The sequence below is a fragment of the Rhizobium centroccidentale genome, assembly GCF_030182565.1.
In the GTDB taxonomy this organism is placed as follows: domain Bacteria; phylum Pseudomonadota; class Alphaproteobacteria; order Rhizobiales; family Rhizobiaceae; genus Rhizobium.
On sequence record NZ_JAQJCG010000030.1, the window covers coordinates 25,958 to 44,451 of the forward strand.

The window sequence follows — 18,494 nt, forward strand, 5'->3', positions numbered from 1 at the left end:
ATAAGAGGGCAACATTGATGACAATAAGAGCAGCCATCCGGCTGAGCGGCATCGCTATGCTTTGCGCAGCCATTCTTCTGGGAGAAATGCCCAATCCAGCACTTGCCAGTGAGCAGGTCGTGATCGCCACGACTGGCGGCGCCTATGATGCGGCGCTACGCAAATGGTGGTTCGAGCCGTTCACCGCTAAGACTGGTATCCAGGTCGTTTCCGTAGCGGCAACCAACGCGGAGATGCGCGCCAAGGCGACCGCGATGGTGAAAACTGGCAATGTCAGCTGGGATCTCTACCCCGATGGAGAAATCCAGGTGAGCTCAAAGGATCATCTCGCGATTTCCGAACCGCTTGACGGTTTTTGCGCCCAGTTTAAGGACCGCCAGGATCTTGTTCCCGATGCCTGCATCCCGGCCGGCGTGCGGCTGTTTTCGACGGCCACATTGATGGCCTACGATCCGCAGGCTTTCAAAGGCAACCAGCCCGTGACTTGGGCGGATATGTGGGATACTTCAAAGTTCCCGGGCGGACGCTCGTTTCCGAATTTCGATGATCCGTGGCGCGTCATGGCGGCTGCCCTTTTGGCAGATGGGGTCAAGCGCGAGAACCTGTTTCCGCTCGACGTCGATCGCGCCCTCAGGAAACTTGACGCATTGCGGCCGTCCATCTCGCTCTGGTGGAAAACCGGGGATCAGAGCGTCCAGGGGTTCCGTGAGAACGATTACAGCATCGGACAGATCTGGCTAACGAGGGCAAGCGCGCTCAAGGCAGAGGGACGTTCAATCGCCTGGTCGAACAAGGCGGCATTTCTGGTGGGCGATCGTCTTACGGTTATCAAAGGGGCGCCCAATCGGGACAATGCTCTGAAGCTCATCGCCTTCTGGTTGGATTCCCCGGACATCCAGGCCAAGGTTTGCGAGGCATTATTGTGCACCCCACCGAGCAGCGCGGCGATTATGATGATGCCGCAAGCAGTTCGCGACCAGATGCCAAGCGCCGAAGACGTGCGCGACAGTATTGTCATTCCAGATGCCAAATGGATCAACGAGCATGCCTCGGAGCTATTGGAGCGCTGGAACAACTGGGTTCGCTAGGGCAGGATAGCGATGTGAAAAACATTGGACGTGATCATGGGATGCCACGACATCTGGAAGGTGAGGGTGGAGCGATTGCTCATTGAATGAACGCTTGACGCCTACGCATCCCAGTGCACCTCCGCAGGAGGTCCGCCTGCGAGCAGAAAGGCTCGAAGCCGGGCGGGCCTCTCTCGCCTAACGAGGCCTCGTAACGATGCAGAAATTACCCCTTTGCCGCGCGTCACTACCTTCTTGTTTAGGACTTGCTTTTATCCAAAAGGCTTGGCTTAAGACCGGACAGCGTCAGAACACGACGAATGATATTGGAGATTGGAATTTCGCCGATGACTCCATCGATCGCAGTGACGGCGTCTGCGATGCTGCTGTTGAAATACGACAACCAAATGCTTCGGCCCGTAGAGCGTCGAGACAATCCACGGGGTGGATGCCGAAAGACTCCGGCGAACGGATATTTCGCAAAGACATCGGCGCGCGGAGTCTCTGAGGGGAAAATGTCCGCAAGCTATTTGGTTTTTATCGGCGGCGTTTAATGAGATGAACCATCATCGTAATGCTCAGAAGCAACTTGACTTCTCATTTGCAACATAAGAACATAAAGGGAACACGCGGATTTACGTGACCTGCGCAAAGCAGATCATTGAGCAGGCGCCGTCGAAATCCGGATTCGATCGAAGGGCTGAAAGATCTCTTCTGCTATCCTATCCGCCTGGCATAGAACCAATATCGGACTGGCGTTGTAGTCGGATCGTACCTACAACTGGAATCATCAGAAAGGGTCCCGCTCTCCATGAAGTTCAGCCTCGATCATCTGCCGGAACGCAAACGCTTGGAATTGTCGCGAATTGTCGAGATTGTGCATGAGGAATTCGAGGATGCGCTGAAGGAAGGCACGGCCGATTTCAAGAAGAAGGGGCGTATCCTCAAGATCATTCTTTTCGGCTCCTATGCTCGTGGCAATTGGGTCGATGAAGAGCATACCGGCAAAGGCTACAAGTCTGACTACGATCTGCTGGTGATCGTCAACAATCGCAAGCTGACCGACTTCGGTTCATACTGGCGCAAGGCGGCCGACCGTTTTCCTCGTATCGTCAAGCCGCCAGTCAGCCTCAACGTGCATTCGCTCCGCGAGGTCAACACAGCATTGAAACTCGGGAATTACTTCTTCAGCGAAATCCGTCGCGACGGCATCGTTCTTTATGAGCTCGACGATGAGGAGCTTGCTGAACCGAAACCGCTAGCTCCCGCCGACGAATACCAAATAGCCAAAAGACATTTTGATAATCGATATCCATCAGCGATAGGTTTTCACGATACCTCCAACTATGCTCGACGTATGGGTCGAAATAATGAGGCCGCTTTCCTTCTTCACCAGGCTATCGAACACACTTATTCAACAGTGCTGCTGACATTGACGAACTATAGCCCGGCCTCGCACAACCTCAACCACCTGAAGACGCTTGCCGAAGGCCGCGACCAGCGGCTTGCAGAGATCTGGCCACAAGATCGGCAGCGCTATACAGCCTGGTTCAACATCATCAACCAAGCCTATGTGAAAGCCCGGTATTCCGAGCATTTCAAGATCACCGAAGAAGCACTTGTCTGGCTTGGCGAACGTACGGACGCACTGCAGCAATTGGTAAAAGCGATTTGTGAAGAGCATATCGAAAAACTGCGGCAAAAGCTCTAAGCGCTGTTGTCAATCGTTATCGGCGTTCTTTTGCTCCGTCCGCCACGTCGCGATCTATCTCCAGACAGTTGGCACTTATCGGATCGCGATCCGCTGCTGCTCCCCACTTCGGAAACGCCCCTCTATCCGCACTCTCATCGCTTAGCGTCGGGCCGATATCCGAGCGGTGGGGCGTTCCGAGAAGTACAAAGATATATCGGTTCTGCCCGGCCATTTTTTGCCACAAGAAACCTAATTCAGTTTGCCGTCTGCGTTACCAAATCCGCGCTGCGGCGCTCGAAAAGCCCGCGCCTGCGTTCGGCCAGCACTCAGCAGGCAAAAAACCTCGAACCAGAAATGGCTGTCGGCAGCACGTCCATCCACCTTCGCGCCTAAAGCGCACCAAGCCACAGCAAGTGTGGCATCGGGACCATAGGCCGCCTTTGCGGCCAAGGCCGCGACTGCCGGATCCTTGCCACACCAAATAGAGATGTCATCATCCGAGGACGGTGGCCGGCGATATTTTGATGTATCCGCAAAAGTCATAGGAAGCTCTCCCGTGAATGTCCGGCACGGGACGAAGTTTGGCCGGACTTTGTTCTCACAAGTGAGTCACGACCGCGGATGCCGCATATGTCGTGTGATCCCTGGCCACTTCCTATTTCATTTCAAGATCCACCAGGCAAATATCCTGGCCAGCCGGCTAAACTCGCCCTCCTTTTTGATGCAACAAAATTGTGATCAAACAGATATATTTTTCCCCCTTTACGTGCAATACGAAATTATGACAGATAAATAATTGCGATTTTCGGTAGCGAAAGACAGATCACGATTAATATCAGATATTTTTGTTGCATCAAAATTATCTGAGACGGCGCGGAATCTCGAGCTCTCTCATCTTCCGCGTGCTACCGCCCATTGATCGAAAGGTTGTCATCAATGAAGCCACTCATCCTTATTTGCTCCACAGATTACGAATTCTATCTCCTGCTCTCCCAGATCCTGAATATGGGAGGTCTTGAATCTTCACTGGTGGAAGGAGCGGAGGAAGCTCTGGTTCAGGTGAAATCCGATGATTTGACGGCCGTGATAATAGACTATCATAGCGACGCTTTGCGTATCAGCGAGCTTGTAAGCCGGATCAGGGAAACTCTGGCCGATAAAACGCTACCGATTGCGGTCTTCGTGGGAGCAGGCAATCAGCAACTTTATCTCGAAGCGCTCAAGGCCGGCGTGAGCGAAATTTTTATACGTCCATTCAACCCAGAGCGTTTTCTATCCTATCTATCAGATTTATTGCCGGACAATAACGCAACATCTTGGCCAGAACGAGCCTCCGGCAATTCCCTTATTTATGCGGAAATCACGATGCAACTCGATAGCAGGCGCGTAGACTGCAACGGCATGGACGTCCAACTCAGTCCAATCGAATTTCGCCTTCTTCAGCATTTTCTACAAAAACCAGGTTACGTCTTCAGCCGAGACGCTCTCATCGAGGCTGCATGGCCGCAAGGTACCTTTGTGGAGCCCCGCACCGTCGACGTTCATGTCGGGCGCCTTCGGCGAAGCATGAAACGGGTGTTAGGTCGTGATATTATCCGCACGGTGCGGGCCACCGGTTATGCGCTCGATGAGCGTCAGCATGCAGAGCGGGTTTCGTAAGCACTGAGATCACGGAGAAACTCCGTTGAGCATCAATGTGACATTCCGCCTGCTGTGTTTATCAAGCCTTTCACTTTCGAAATATTAGCGTCACAGAACCTTCAGGCAATATTACCGAAACGATCGTTGTTCGCAGACCCATTCCACGGCAATAAAATAGCATCGCATCGTTAATGAGATGCGATGTGCCGCGGCAGATGTCCATTTTCTGCTGTGTCGCTATTCCGCTACCAACAATTTGGATATTCCCATGAGCGATGATCATCATTCGCCCACCGCTGCGGCTGTGTCGCGATCCTACCGCAATACCCTGAGCGTAATCCATTCTGCCGATCAAAATCTTGCTGCGGCCGAGCAGGAGGGAGTCATGGCACTTTACGCGGAACCAGATACCGATCGCTCCGTCCTATTGCCCACGGCGCGTCAGAAGAGACAAGTGACTGACTTCGCTCGCTGCTCTTATCTCGGCCTAGACAATCATCCGCTCATCCTCGAAGGCGCGATAGAGGCGGTGCAGCGATGTAAGGCACTCCATTGGTCCTGCGCAAGAACAAGGCTTAATTTCAGCCTGCTAGGCGAACTGGAAGAAGCGCTCTCCGAATTGTTTGCGGCACGGGTTATAACCTACACGACGGTCCTCGCCGCCAATATGGGCGCTCTACCGCTCCTCGCCTCCGGATACCTCACTGAGAACAAAAGACCGACGGTCGTTTTCGACCGATTAGCTCATGCGACGCTTGCATTTCACAAACCGATCGTCGCCGATGAAACACCGCTCGAGACGATTGCTCATAACGATCTGAACGCACTCGAGGATATTTGTCGACGCAACGATCGCGTAGCCTATGTGTGCGATGGCGTCTATTCCATGGGCGGCAGCGCGCCGATTGCAGACCTCCTAGCACTCCAGGATCGGTATGGCCTATTTCTTTATATCGACGATGCCCATGGCATTTCCTTATTCGGAAAGTCTGGGGAGGGCTTTGTACGATCCCAAGTCGGCGCAGCCCTTGGTGAGCGCACAATCATTGCCGCATCGCTCGGAAAAGGCTTTGGAGCATCGGGCGGCTTGCTGATGCTCGGCACTCCTCGGCAGGAAGATTTGTTCCGGCGCTTCTCGATCGCCCACGCCTTTTCCGCGTCGCTTAATTTAGCGGCAATCGGCGCTGCCATGGCGTCTCAGACGCTGCACCGCACCGATGAACTCAAGTTACGCCAGGATGCGCTTGCAGATCGAATAGCTGTTTTCGACAGGATGGTTGCCAGCGAGCAAGCCGGCTCAAAGCTACCAATTCGCACCATAGAGTTCGGCGACGAAAGACACTCCATTCGTGCCGCGGCCCATATCCTCAACAAAGGTTACTACACCTCGGCGATCTTCTTTCCCACGGTCGCAAAGGGCAAGGCCGGCTTGCGGGTCTGCCCTACCGCCGGGCACGACATTCGGGATATTGAAGGGTTGGGACGTGCGATCAACGAGGCGCTCGCCGAACGAGGAACAGACTCATGATCGACCTAATCAGCATCATTCTCAATGAGGCTCGGGAATTTAGCCCCAATGCCAAATCAAAGGCAGATGGGATCGAAATGCTAAGATATATCGCCCAAGCGTACGTCATCTTGCCCGATTCCGTTATGTGGCTTGAGCAGATTTGCGGACACGCTGCTGAGCTATGCCCTTGCATAATCTCCAACGGGCCAGAAAAAAGGTTCGACTGCGAGGAAGGACACCCAATTGTCAGCGCTGCCTATATGAATGCTGAGAGAGCGTGGACGCAAATTCGGGATGGCAGCAGATCTGCAGTCAGCGACGGAGCCGAGAGGTTTCTCAATTTCGGCGACGCTCGCGTCATCATACGAGCAACCAAAGACGGTCTATTTGTTCGTATTTTTGCTCGAGACCTCGTCGTTTTTTTCGGAACTCGAACGCTTCTGGAAGGTAGTCTCTCGAAAGTCGCGGCCATCCCTAACGAGGCAATCGAGTGGTTCCCTGAAGGTCCTGAACCATCTCACTTGCCATCACGCGGTAGGGAGCATTAGTTCAGGGATATCGATTGGAGATTGGCAATTGGATTGTCGATGCCATTGCGGCCCTTGATGCTGCCGCGACCTCGCCAGCGCGAACCAGCTGTTTCAACTCCGTCAACACCGCGGTCGCAATCTTGCGCGCTTAGCGCGCTGCCCGGCCGTCAAGCAGAAGATTTAAACTACGCAGGCACCCGAGCCGGTCCGGCGCAATGAGCAGATCGTCAGCAGATTAGAAGGACGGTGTTCAAACATGCCTTCACACGAACGGGAAACACTACCGCCCAAGAAGGCCCATTGATGGCGCTGAAGAATAGAATACATCCGAGCTTCCTTCTTATGCTGGTGCCGATCGTAGTGACGACGCTGACACTCTGTATCACTAGATGGCAGTGGCAGGATTTGGCGATCGGCATGCCAGCACAAATCGCCTATTGGTTCTTGCGAGCGTGTCCTCTTCCTAATCTCCTTCTCGGACCTATCGCCTCACTTCTGACGGTTTCGGCATTGCCGCTGCATCGCCGCCGGCCGATCGCTTTTGCGAGCCTTCTTTGCTTTTCATGCGTGGTAGACTTTTACGCCCTACGGGAATATGCCCGTCTAGTTCCATGGGTGGAGAATGGCGCCGTCATATGGAGCGAGGCGCTCACTTATCTCGACGCCTTCGCGGTTGCGGGGACCATTCTCGGATTTGGTATTGTGGCAATCTCCGCGCGCATGTCCATAGTCGTTTCCGATCCGATAAAGCGCGCCAAGCGCGGCATTTTCGGCGACGCCGATTGGCTGCCTATGCCGGAAGTGGCTAAGCTCTTCCCCTCGGACGGAGAGATCGTTATCGGAGAGCGCTACCGCGTCGACCGTGATCGGGTACATAAGTTGCCTTTTGATCCGAACGATCACGAGACTTGGGGGCAAGGTGGCAAGGCGCCACTCATGACCTTCAATCAGAATTTCGATTCCACCCATATGTTGTTCTTTGCAGGCTCCGGCGGCTTCAAGACGACCAGCAATGTCATTCCAACAGCGCTGCGCTACAAGGGGCCGCTGATCTGTCTCGATCCATCGACGGAGGTCGCGCCGATGGTTCTCGAGCATCGCGCCCATGCGCTCGGCCGCGAAGTCATGGTACTCGACCCAACCAACCCAGTTATGGGGTTCAACGTTCTTGATGGGATCGAGCGATCGACACACAAGGAAGAGGATATCGTTGGGATCGCCCATATGCTTTTGTCGGAGAGCCTACGCTTCGACACCTCGACTGGCTCCTATTTCCAGAACCAGGCGCACAATCTGCTAACTGGGCTTCTGGCGCATGTGATGCTGTCGCCTTATTACGCCGGCCGCCGGAACTTGCGTAGCCTGCGGCTGATCGTATCCGAGCCGGAGCCCTCGGTGCTTGCCATGTTACGGGACATTCAGGAAAATTCCGCATCTGCTTTTATCCGCGAGACGCTCGGCGTCTTCACCAACATGACGGAGCAGACCTTCTCGGGCGTATATTCGACGGCATCCAAGGATACGCAATGGTTGTCGCTCGACAATTATGCCGCACTGGTCTGCGGTAATGCGTTCAAATCGAGCGACGTCGCTTCCGGACGGAAGGATGTCTTCCTTAACATCCCTGCATCGATCCTGCGCTCCTATCCGGGCATTGGCCGGGTCATCACCGGCTCGCTGATCAATGCCATGGTCCGGGCCGATGGCGACTTCCGCCACCGAGCGCTCTTTATGCTCGATGAAGTCGATCTACTGGGCTACATGCGTATTCTTGAAGAAGCGCGCGACCGCGGGCGTAAGTATGGCATCACACTGATGTTGATGTACCAATCCGTCGGCCAGCTCGAGCGTCATTTCGGAAAAGATGGAGCGATCTCCTGGATCGAAGGCTGCGCGTTCACATCCTACGCCGCAATCAAGGCACTTGATACAGCACGCAATGTCTCGGCCCAATGCGGCGACATGACGGTCGAAGTCCCGGGACGTTCACGCAATGTCGACTGGAGCAAACCGAATAGCGGCGCACGCAAATCTGAAAGTGTCAGTTTCCAGCGCCGGCCACTGATCATGCCGCACGAAGTCACCCAATCGATGCGCAAAGACGAGCAGATCATCATTGTCCAGGGCCACAGTCCCATTCGCTGCGGACGAGCGATCTATTTCCGTCGTAAGGAGATGGATGAGGCGGCGAGGGTCAATCGTTTTGCAAAGTGATCTGAACTCTTCAAAATGGTTCAGTTTTGAAGCGTTCAGAACAAATTACCCGTGGCAGATCGCGTCTTCGGAAAACTGCCCATTCGGAGTATCTGATCGCAGAACTGAAGTCTCGCCGGCGCTTCTACAACAGCGAACTAATGTAGAATGATACAAAACGCTATTTTGGCTTTTGCGCCACTACAACCATATCATACCCAATTTCTGGATAGATATCGCCTATATGGACATTTCGGAGTGAAAAACCAGCAACGGACGGCAGACGCTTCCAAATCTCCGGGCTTATTATCCATAAGTGCTCCGGCGCATTGTCGACGTCTAGTGGCACCGCGAAAAATAACCAACCGCCCGGTTTAAGTACGCGCATGATTTCATTGAACGATGATTCCAAGTCTGAGCTATGCTCTAGTGAGTGGGAGGAAAATACAAAATCAAACTCGTCGTCTAAGCAAGGCAATTTCTCATTTGAAGCACGCAAAAAGTTAAAGTTAAGCCGTCCCTGCGTTTTACCGATATTTCCATCAATAACCCTTTCATCGATGTCCAATCCCGTATAAGTAAAATCGGCCTTCTCAAAGTACTCAAGCATGCCGGGAAGGAAATTCCCGCATCCAATATCAAGAACTTTTGCGCCTCGATTCACATAGGGTTCAGTCTCCCTCCACCGCATAAGATATGCGTCTCTGCGCTTTAGAGTGATTTCCTCTATATCCTGCCCCGTTTCTATTATGTTCCGAATCCAGCGATCAACTTGATCAGTCTGAACTGACCTAAATCGCTCCTCATCGAAAGAAGACGTTTCGCTTTGGGAATCGTTTAGCGCAGTTCTTGGCACAAACGCGCCATAAATGATCAACTCCTCGCCTTGAGATATTACTGGTTTGCCCACAATCGTCAGCGAATTAGCTAATATCGCATCTGTATATGTGCAGAGGGAGCAAAGATTTTCCGTCCGGGACGGATCTTCATCAACCGATATTGTGCCAGACCATGGGTGACGCATGACCAAGAAAAGAACGTCTCGGCCGGGCCCATTCCAATGAATCGATGAGCCTCTCCCGAATCCCAGATTCAAAGTCTGGTCCGGTCGCTCTTGCCAATGTCCTGAATATTGGAAACGTGCGTCGTTATAAGCGACAAAATCATAGTCCCGCTTTCGATAAACTTGCTCGAACGGAGATAACATTATGCCCCCAAATTTACTGGCCATCGACTTCTATTGACGTCGTGTATGTAGTGTAATTATGCGGTCATGCAAATCCATGGAAGGCACTTTTACCGCGTCTCACCGTAAGCAGTTAGCCGACGAGCCAACGGCGCAATCTCTTCAAACGCGTCGCACTCTCCCTGACAACCGCGCGACAGCAGATGTTTCATATCAGCCGCCATTACCCACTTTTAAAAAAAGGGCGAAAGGCATTTGCCCGCCCTTTCTCGGCATACGAAGCTACGGGTTCCAACGTCCGCGGCCGCATGTGCTTTATTTGGTACTTCCACACTGACCGCCCATGATTGCTTCGCCGCCGGCCTATGGGTTCTCGACCTAGACAACAGGCTCCGGCTCGCTCGCGGTACTAAGTAATGGCAAAAAGGAATGAGCCATAGCCTCTGCGGTAAATAGCAGTTCATAGCGAGCTCGGCCCGCTTTTCCCATTTGCGCTCTTAATGTTGCATCGGAAATCAGCGATTTCAACATCTCGTAGAGCGACTCTGTGTCGGCGGGTTCGGCCAAAAGACCTGTTTCACCGTGAACAACAACTTCTGGCATGCCTCCAGTTCTACATGCAACCACCGGCTTGGCACACATCATCGCTTCCAATGAAATCAACCCAAACGACTCATACCGCGACGGCGCCACGAAAATATCACATGCCTTGTAAAACTCCTGTAACGAATCCTCATCGCACCGACCGTGAAAATGGATCCGCTCACGCACATGCCGTGGTACTTTTCGGCCTTCGAATTCCGAACGATATGTTGCACGCCCGCCTATCGAAATCGTGTCGTCGCCGACGATATCCAATATGACTTCCGGAAACTCCGCTAAAAGTCTTGGCGCGACCTCCAATAGAATATCAATCCCCTTGCGGCTTTCCAAGCGCCCTACAAATAATAGCTTTATAGCCCTCGATGGCGGGAACTCTGCCGGCATCCTTCCCCAGTCGGATAATCCTATTGGAGCCACCAACACCCGCGCTCCGAAATCCACATGGCAGAGCACCTCAACGTCGTTAGCGATTGCCTGACTTATAGAGTGAACGCGCCACGAAGATTTTACTAGCAACCGCTCCATGGAAAGGATCGGCTTCCCGAAAACTCGCATCCATTCTTCATCGGCTCTTTTTTCGGGATAACTATCGAGCCAATGGTTCATCGTCGTCTGCAGTGACGTGACGAGATGGAACTCTTTATCCAAAAGGACTGCAATTCCTTCGCAATCCCATATTGGCGCATACACAAGATCCACCCGACGGCGATCAGAAATATGTCGTATGATGGACAGTGCGGTATTGGACCAGTTCCAAATGTGCTGTGGGATTATTTCCGGAGCAATTGGATTTTCGCGCGGCAGGTCTATGTGCTTTGGAATCACACGGTGAACCCACACATTATCCTCGTAGTCCAGCCGATCGTGGCTCGATCCCTTTGTGATAACGTGAACGTTATGCCCCATTCGACCAAGCGCGGTAGCAAGTTGCGATATGTAGCGGGCGATTCCGCCATTTTGGTTGGGGGGATAGTCTTGACTTATGAAGCATATAGTTTTCCGCCCCTGAAGTGGCTGTAAAACAGATACGTTTCGGAAAACCTCTGCGTGCGCTTGTATCACGCCTTCTGAAAGCAAGCGCCTGGACGGCGCCAAGCCGCGTTGGGTACCGTCCCGCAACGCGTCAGATATTTCCTCATCAAACTTCCTACGTTCTTTTTCGCTGTAAAGACCGGATCGATGTCCCGCGTCTACTGCCTCGGTCCACGCACTCACATCATCCAAACCCGCACGTATACAATCATCAATACTATAGTGGAAAGACGCGTTTTTGAGCGCAAAGTAAACGCGATTCTTTATAAGAGGATACCAACGTCTAACGATCTTCTTACTATCACGTATACTGCTTTCTGCAAATTTATGATGCACAAAGGCGCGATCAGACTGAATTATCTCATAACCACGATCCAAAAGCCGGCACAATACGTCGGTTTCATCAAGAAAATACTCATACTCTTCATCGAAGCCTCCGATCTCAAGTAATCCGGTGCGAAGAAATGACGAGTTTGTGCCAAGTAAATGAGGTATTACTGCTGACATCGGAAAATTGAATTCGGGCGTCGCGCGATGCCAGTCAAAAGGACGGCCAAGTCGATTAACCGAAACATACTGACTTTGAAAATTTACGCCGGTATTATCGTAAACAAATCCGCCCACTGCGCCGACAGAACTTTGGCGATATTCAACAGCCAGATCTCTTAGCCATTCAGGTTCCGGAATTGCATCGTCGTCAATAAATGCAACGATGTCGCCCGCGGCCATTGCAATGCCGATATTTCGTGACTTTGACAAATTCCTTTCTGAACAATGAGCGATTTTGAAAGCAGCACCATAACTCTTGACGATTTCCTCAGTGCCGTCCGCTGTGGGTCCAATAACTACACAAACTTCAAATCGCGGATAGTCGATATGCAACAGGCTAGATAAGGTTGCACCGATCGTCTTTGCTCGACCGTCTGTATTGATCACAATGCTGAATGATTTCACGTCCGCGTCGGGCGACAACATAACTAATCCTACTTAGCTAGGAGAGGATGCAGAAATTTCAAATTCGTAACATAGGCCATTGCGGCGACCACGCGCCCTAATATCTATATTCAAAAATCCTTCCGCCTTCAGAAGCTCGGCGAAACTATCTGGAGTTAATGCATTGTAATGAAAATCGCCAGCATAGTCTTGCGCTCCGAACAGAACTTCCCGAAATTCGGCGAAGCTGTACTCGCCAGTGGCTGCATGCTTAATCATTGCCTCGCAATCTGGCATAATTGCATGAAAAACGCCGCCTGGCCTCAAGAGAGATTTCCAATATGGTAGCAATCGGCGCTTAAGCATTTCCTGAGGAAAGTGCTCGACAAGGTGCGCGCTGAAGATCTTTTCCACATCACCTTTCTCAAAAGGAAGCCCGTCCACTGACGCGACGACATCGACGCCAGGGAGTTCTCTCATATCAATGTTAATGTATTCTTCCAATGGATGCAGGCCACAGCCAAGATTCAACTGATAATGCCCTTTGCCAAATGCGGTTAATTTGTCCGGCGCGATAATTCTCGCTTGAAGTGGCTCAGCAGAATCTCCGAGGGCATTTCGATCAAACTCCGAACTCGCACTTGAAGCTGTTCGCTCACCATATTTCATTTCGAAAAGAATCTCACGTCGCAAAAACTCGACCCGGTCTTCCAGCTTACGTTGATCCCGCATGATATGTCCCTCGAGGCGCTCTCGAAGCCACTGCTGATCACCTGCGATTGACTGATCAAGGCGCTCTTCCAAACGCCTCAAATCCGCTGTTAAACCTTCCAGCGTATCGGCAAATTTCCTCTCCGATAATTCGGTTTGTTTGACCTGTACCGAAAAAGCCCTAGCTAGCGCAGACAGTGAACTCAAAATACCGCTATCCTGTTGCGCGGGCGTACCCATTTCCAACAATGAAATTCGCCGAGCTAGCGGATCGACAGCTCCGGCGATCATTGAGTTAACGCGAAACGCAATTCTGTGCCAAATGGCCAACCACATAGGGCGAACGATAGGTTTTGCTGACGATTTAATTTTGTCTTTGAAGCTCATTCGAACTCCCCTTGGGCATTGAATTGAGGTGGTACGCTTTAATTAATCGACCGAAAAATGGCAAGTTCCAATCATTCGCATGTGCGAATGGATTGCGCCATACACCAGCATGGCTTAAATGGCCGATGATTTTGGACGGCGGAAAATGTTCGAAGTGGACTGGAGAAGCAGTTGTTTAATAAAGTGTACGGCGACGTAAGGTTGGCATGGCTTTTGGCAAAGCGTGATTTGCGAAATCGTTATGCTGCATCTTACGCAGGCTTTGTATGGGCAATCGGCGTTCCACTTGTCTACGCGCTTATCAATATTGTCGTATTCTCCTTGCTGATGCGAGGTCAAATGGGGGAACGATATGGGAACGTGCCGTTCACCGTCTTCTACTTCGTAGCACTCTCACAATGGATTATGTTTGCAGAAGTTGTGCCTAGATCAGCGAATATTATCCGCGAATATTCGTACATTCTCAAGACAAGGGTAGGGTTTCCTGTCTGGATAATTCCTTTAATTCCATTTGCATCAGCGCTCGTTACGCAACTTGTAATTGCTTTGCTATGCGCTGTGTATATGTGGACGTACGCGCTCGCTCCATCGCCCTCTACCCCCATAATTTTTTTGGTTTGGCTCACCAGCTTCATAATCACACTCGGAGTCGCACTTATTGTTGCAAGCATTTCGGTGTTCATTCCCGACATGAATCAAATAGTGCCTATCGTTATCAATATTATTTTTTGGTTGACGCCGATTCTCTATCCTCCCTCGATGGTCAGCGCTGCATCGCCATCTATCCAATGGATTATCCTAGATATGAATCCATTTTACTATATCACAGAAGCGGCGCGATTATCCGTATTTGGCGCCGCCTCGGAAATATGGAGAGACGTTTTCATTGCCGCAATATATGGACTTATCTTTTTGATCCTTGGCACCTACGTTTTTAGGAAGTTGCGTCCCGGCTTCACGGATGTGCTTTGAGGAGATTAGGATATGGACGCCAATATAATCGCGCCAACGATCAGCCTGAATTGCGTTAGTAAGGCATACACGACCTACGAAAAACCCTGGCATCGGCTTGCGGAACTTCTCTCTGGAAATCGGCGCAAGCTGGGCCATCGTGTCAATGCCCTTAGTGATGTCTCCCTTGAATTACAGAAAGGAGATCGCCTTGGCATAGTCGGGGAGAACGGGAGTGGTAAAAGTACGCTATTGAAAGTCATTAGTGGAGTTCTCACGCCGACGTCTGGTAGCGTGTCCGTCAGGGGGCGTGTCTCAGCCTTGCTGGAATTGGGTGCAGGATTTAATGGCGATCTGTCGGGACGCGACAACATCGAAGCCTTTGGAGTCATCCACGGCCTCTCCACTGATGAAATCCAAGAAGCCATACCGAAAATCATTGCGTTTAGTGAACTCGGAGAATTTATCAATTATCCGGTTAAGACGTACAGTAGCGGCATGGGGGTGCGGCTTGGCTTTGCATGCGCGGTTTACGTGCGCCCAGATATCCTTATTGTGGACGAGGCTCTCAGTGTCGGCGATGCCTATTTCCAGAATAAGTGCTTGCATAAAATCAAAAGCCTACTTGATGACGGTGTGACATTTATTTACGTCACGCATACAGCTGACAGCGTGCGAGCCCTTTGCAACAAAGGGCTTTGGATGGAAAAAGGGCGCCCGAAGCTTTTTGCCTCATCAAGCGAAGTCGGCGAAAGATACAATGCCGCTATGTTCGAGAAAATTTCGCACGCGCAGCAAACTGAGAGGGCAGTTGACGGAAGCCCGGACACTGGCTCGGACCCTTCTGCTACAGAAAGCAGCAATGAGGTTGATCACTCAAGAGCCAAGGCTTTTGCCGAGCGCGTTGAAGCTCTGCGTACCGGCAGCGGTGAAGTGCGTATCACGGACATCTCTATTTGTGGTGATGTTGAGAGCGTTGAGATCGATGAACTTCTCAAAATAAAAGTATACCTTCGACAGTTTGCGAAGATGCCGGACGATTGTGCTCTGGCAGTTGGCATTACTGATAAAATGGGTCGGCAAATTTTGCACTTTAGTTCTGCCGTCAAGAACATCTACCTTAACAACATGAGTATTGGCCACAATACTTGCATTGAGTTCCGTTTCAATAACGTGCTCTGCCCGGGAGAGTATGGTATCATCGCGGGCATCGGACCGCTGGATAAACATCCACAATCCGATAGTCTCTCTGTACCGAAGCAGGTGGTTGACTACTGCGTAGGAGGAGCGCGCTTTTCGGTTCGTTTTCCAAATTCTGGAGAGATAAAGGATCTATGGGGCGTTGTGCATACGCCGTATGATGTTATCCATGTCACATAATGAGGAATTCCGTCATAGATCGAAAGCTTTTAGCTCCCATCACACCTTGCCTTTAATCAACAACGATCCTTCCAATCAATGTATTCTAACTTTTGAGTCACTCTCCTTCTGCAAGCGAAGCAATATATGATCATGATAAGATATTTTGAGAATTTGATTAGGAGGATTGTAAAGGATCAAGTTGATCAGAGATTGCAGGAGCTGATGAATTACCTTGAAAGCCGGGATTTTACGACAAGAGTCGCTCAAAATCTTGTGACAACCCCGACAATTTGGGGAGGCGACTGGAGTAAGGTTGAGCTAGGAAAGCAAGTAAACCTAGTCAACACGTTATTGAATGTTTCGTCGGGCAGAATTGTTATTGGTGATTTCTCATTTTTTGGGCATAACGTCTCCCTTCTAACGGGCACTCACTTCCTCGAAAAGGAGAAGGCTGAGCGCCAAGCATTTCCTGAGAGTGGGCGCGACATTCTTATCGGCGATAGCGTCTGGATTGCCAGTAACGCCGTTATCCTCGGTCCTTGCCGAATAGGTGATAGAGCAGTTATCGCCGCAGGTGCGATTGTTACTCATGACACGATTGAACCTGACAGCGTTTACGCGGGATGCCCTGCAAAGCGTATTCGCTAAATGTTATCTCCATCAACTATCCACTACCTATAGCTTCCATCTCTCGACACCCAAAAAATGCGTTCGCCGGACGCTCACCTCCGATCAGTGAGCGTCCGGCTAAGGCATTTTCGCTTGGTCGAGAGGCCGAAGCTATAGGCCGCGCTTCACCTCATCTGCCATGACGCGCTCGATCATCTCGGGATCGCATTGTTCACCGACGAGGAACTGGCGGATTCCACCATCCCACGTCCGTATATCGGCGAGGAGATCTTGAAGGTCGTCAATTCCATTTTCGGTCAGGCCTTTTGTGCCATCTTCACTGCCATCGCGGACATAAACCAATTCGCCCTCGGCGATATTGTCCGAGTTGGCGGTCACCTCCTCGATTAATTCGAGGTTCTCGCCGATCATGCCGGCGACTTCTTTAAGCGTATAGATGAACCTCGAGCGTGCCATCACGCAGCCTCGTACCTGTCTTTCGCCGGTGTCCACTGCCACGGTAGAAGTTCCTCAAGTCGATCCTTCGGATGGTTCTGGATCCTGGTCAGGACATCTGTCAGATAGGCCTCTGGATTGTGGCCATGGAATTTGGCTGTTTCGATGATGGTCAGGATATTGGCGATGCGCTCACCGCCTTTGTCTGACCCGGCGAAGAGCCAATTTTTTCTTCCGATTCCAAGCGGACGCATGGCTCGTTCAGCTATGTTGTTATCGATTTCGACACGGCCATCATCGATGTAAACGCTCAATGCTGCCCATCGCGAGAGGGCATATCGCATTGCCTCGGCCAGCTTCTGCTTTTGTGGCAGCGTCGAAAGCGTCTCCTCTATCCAGCTCTTGAGGTCCGCCAGAATGGGCCTGGCGTGTTGCTGGCGCAGTGTACGCCGCTCGTCAGCCGACATGCCGCGGATACGATCCTCGATATCGTAGAGCGCACCGATGCGCGACAGCGCTTCGTCAGCGAACGGGGATGGCTTCAGCTTGATCACATCATGGAACTTGCGGCGCACATGCGCCATGCAGGCGGCCTCGACGATCTGGTTGCCGTAGAGCTTCTTGTAACCCCCATAGCCATCAGCATGCATCACACCGCTGAAGTTTGCGAGGTGGTCAGCCGGATGCACGCCCTTTCGGTCAGGGCTATAGTAATAGGCGATCGCGCCCGGAGTGGGATCCTGGTAACCGCTTCCATCGAAGACATAGACCCAGACCCTGCCGGTTTTCGTCTTTCCTCGTCCAGGGTCAAGGACATCCACCGGGGTATCGTCCGTGTGTATTCGATCGACCGCCGCGATATGGGCTCTGATCAGCAAAATGAGCGGGGCAAGAAGAACGGACACACGGCCCACCCAGTCCGCCATGACGGAGCGGGAGATATCTACTCCCAGCCGATCGTACATTTCGGACAGACGATAGAGCGGGATATGATCGTCGAACTTGGCGACCATGATATGAGCAAGCAAGCCCGGTCCGGATTTGCCTCGCTCGATCGGCAAGGTCGGCATTTCCCCCGAGACCGTCGTATCGCAGTCCTTGCAGATCATGCGTTTTTCGACATGGCGGACGATTTTGACGGACGCCGGTACGTGCTCCATCACCTGGACCACCTTATCGGCCGCCTTCAAGAAGGAGGTGCCGCCACAGGTCGGGCAATTGCAGGGCGCTGCATACACCCGTTCTTCGCTTGGAAGGCCATCCGGCAATGGTCTGCGTTTCGGCTTGTTCGGGGCATCGTCCAGATCCGGCAGTGGGCTTTTTCCAGAACGAGCGTCAGCCTCGGCGCGGGCGGCTTCGATCTCCTCCAGCATCAGTTCGAATTGCTCAATCTTCCGATCGATCTTTTCCGAGGAAGCGCCGTGCTGCCGATGTCGGAGTAACTCCAGTTGCGCGCGCAAAAGACCGATAATGGAGTCGCGTTTGTTGACTTCTGCCTCTTGTGCGCTGAGCTTCGCCGCCTGTTCAGCGACGAGCGCGCGCAATGCCAATAGCTCGTCCTGACTGTGTAGCGGCGTCGTTTCCATGTCCGCAAACGTAGCCGATTTGCGCCTGAAGAGCTAGCATTTTA

General features: G+C 51.9%; 15 protein-coding genes. 9 read left to right on the top strand and 6 right to left on the bottom strand.

Translation table 11 applies throughout. The features are described from left to right. Positions 1-56: 56 nt before the first annotated feature. Together PH562_RS27890 and PH562_RS27895 are read left to right on the top strand one after the other, a co-directional pair. Complete coding sequence (locus PH562_RS27890) at positions 57-1,088, top strand: extracellular solute-binding protein (RefSeq protein ID WP_285177007.1); 1,032 nt, start codon at positions 57-59, stop codon at positions 1,086-1,088. Positions 1,089-1,878: 790 nt separating this feature from the next. Beyond that, positions 1,879-2,778, top strand: a complete 900-nt coding sequence (locus PH562_RS27895) for a nucleotidyltransferase and HEPN domain-containing protein (RefSeq protein WP_285176957.1) — start codon at positions 1,879-1,881, stop codon at positions 2,776-2,778. 231 nt (positions 2,779-3,009) lie between these two features. On the opposite strand, the gene PH562_RS27900 is transcribed toward PH562_RS27895, so the two are convergent. Beyond that, positions 3,010-3,303 carry a hypothetical protein gene (locus PH562_RS27900; protein ID WP_285176958.1) on the bottom strand — a complete coding sequence of 98 codons (294 nt, stop codon included), beginning with the start codon at positions 3,301-3,303 and terminating at the stop codon, positions 3,010-3,012. A gap of 393 nt (positions 3,304-3,696) precedes the next feature. On the opposite strand from PH562_RS27900, the gene PH562_RS27905 reads away from it, so the two are divergent. The 4 genes from PH562_RS27905 (at position 3,697) to traG (ending at position 8,655) form a co-directional block, all read left to right on the top strand. Continuing rightward, positions 3,697-4,419 (top strand): winged helix-turn-helix transcriptional regulator, encoded by a 723-nt coding sequence (locus PH562_RS27905; protein WP_285176959.1) that lies wholly within the window; start codon positions 3,697-3,699, stop codon positions 4,417-4,419. A 250-nt stretch (positions 4,420-4,669) separates the two neighbouring features. Beyond that, complete coding sequence (locus PH562_RS27910; protein ID WP_285176960.1) at positions 4,670-5,929, top strand: 8-amino-7-oxononanoate synthase family protein; 1,260 nt, start codon at positions 4,670-4,672, stop codon at positions 5,927-5,929. After that, the gene (rctB, locus tag PH562_RS27915) at positions 5,926-6,459 is read left to right on the top strand and encodes an SMa0974 family conjugal transfer regulator (RefSeq protein ID WP_285176962.1); all 534 of its coding nucleotides are present in this window, start codon (positions 5,926-5,928) and stop codon (positions 6,457-6,459) included. Before PH562_RS27910 ends, rctB begins: the two co-directional genes overlap by 4 nt. A gap of 285 nt (positions 6,460-6,744) precedes the next feature. Continuing rightward, the gene (traG, locus tag PH562_RS27920; protein WP_285176963.1) at positions 6,745-8,655 is read left to right on the top strand and encodes a Ti-type conjugative transfer system protein TraG; all 1,911 of its coding nucleotides are present in this window, start codon (positions 6,745-6,747) and stop codon (positions 8,653-8,655) included. A 160-nt stretch (positions 8,656-8,815) separates the two neighbouring features. Here the strand turns inward: traG and PH562_RS27925 are convergent, their stop codons facing one another. From PH562_RS27925 to PH562_RS27935, 3 genes are all read right to left on the bottom strand, one after another. Beyond that, positions 8,816-9,841 carry a class I SAM-dependent methyltransferase gene (locus PH562_RS27925; protein ID WP_285176965.1) on the bottom strand — a complete coding sequence of 342 codons (1,026 nt, stop codon included), beginning with the start codon at positions 9,839-9,841 and terminating at the stop codon, positions 8,816-8,818. Between the two features lie 357 nt (positions 9,842-10,198). After that, positions 10,199-12,430, bottom strand: coding sequence for a glycosyltransferase (locus PH562_RS27930; protein ID WP_285176968.1), 2,232 nt, complete (start codon positions 12,428-12,430; stop codon positions 10,199-10,201). Positions 12,431-12,442: 12 nt separating this feature from the next. Next, the gene (locus tag PH562_RS27935) at positions 12,443-13,486 is read right to left on the bottom strand and encodes a class I SAM-dependent methyltransferase (protein WP_285176970.1); all 1,044 of its coding nucleotides are present in this window, start codon (positions 13,484-13,486) and stop codon (positions 12,443-12,445) included. 171 nt (positions 13,487-13,657) lie between these two features. Between PH562_RS27935 and PH562_RS27940 the strand changes: the two genes are divergently transcribed. The 3 genes from PH562_RS27940 (at position 13,658) to PH562_RS27950 (ending at position 16,447) form a co-directional block, all read left to right on the top strand. Beyond that, positions 13,658-14,458, top strand: a complete 801-nt coding sequence (locus PH562_RS27940; RefSeq protein ID WP_285176971.1) for an ABC transporter permease — start codon at positions 13,658-13,660, stop codon at positions 14,456-14,458. Positions 14,459-14,470: 12 nt separating this feature from the next. Then, positions 14,471-15,817: an ABC transporter ATP-binding protein gene (locus PH562_RS27945; RefSeq protein ID WP_285176973.1), complete on the top strand. Its 1,347-nt coding sequence runs from the start codon at positions 14,471-14,473 to the stop codon at positions 15,815-15,817. 126 nt (positions 15,818-15,943) lie between these two features. Next, the gene (locus PH562_RS27950; protein WP_285176974.1) at positions 15,944-16,447 is read left to right on the top strand and encodes an LbetaH domain-containing protein; all 504 of its coding nucleotides are present in this window, start codon (positions 15,944-15,946) and stop codon (positions 16,445-16,447) included. A gap of 132 nt (positions 16,448-16,579) precedes the next feature. On the opposite strand, the gene PH562_RS27955 is transcribed toward PH562_RS27950, so the two are convergent. Both PH562_RS27955 and tnpC read right to left on the bottom strand, forming a co-directional pair. Further along, positions 16,580-16,885 (bottom strand): hypothetical protein, encoded by a 306-nt coding sequence (locus PH562_RS27955; RefSeq protein ID WP_285177008.1) that lies wholly within the window; start codon positions 16,883-16,885, stop codon positions 16,580-16,582. Then, the gene (gene tnpC, locus PH562_RS27960; protein WP_285176976.1) at positions 16,885-18,450 is read right to left on the bottom strand and encodes an IS66 family transposase; all 1,566 of its coding nucleotides are present in this window, start codon (positions 18,448-18,450) and stop codon (positions 16,885-16,887) included. The genes PH562_RS27955 and tnpC overlap by 1 nt, the downstream gene beginning before the upstream one ends. Positions 18,451-18,494 lie beyond the last annotated feature (44 nt).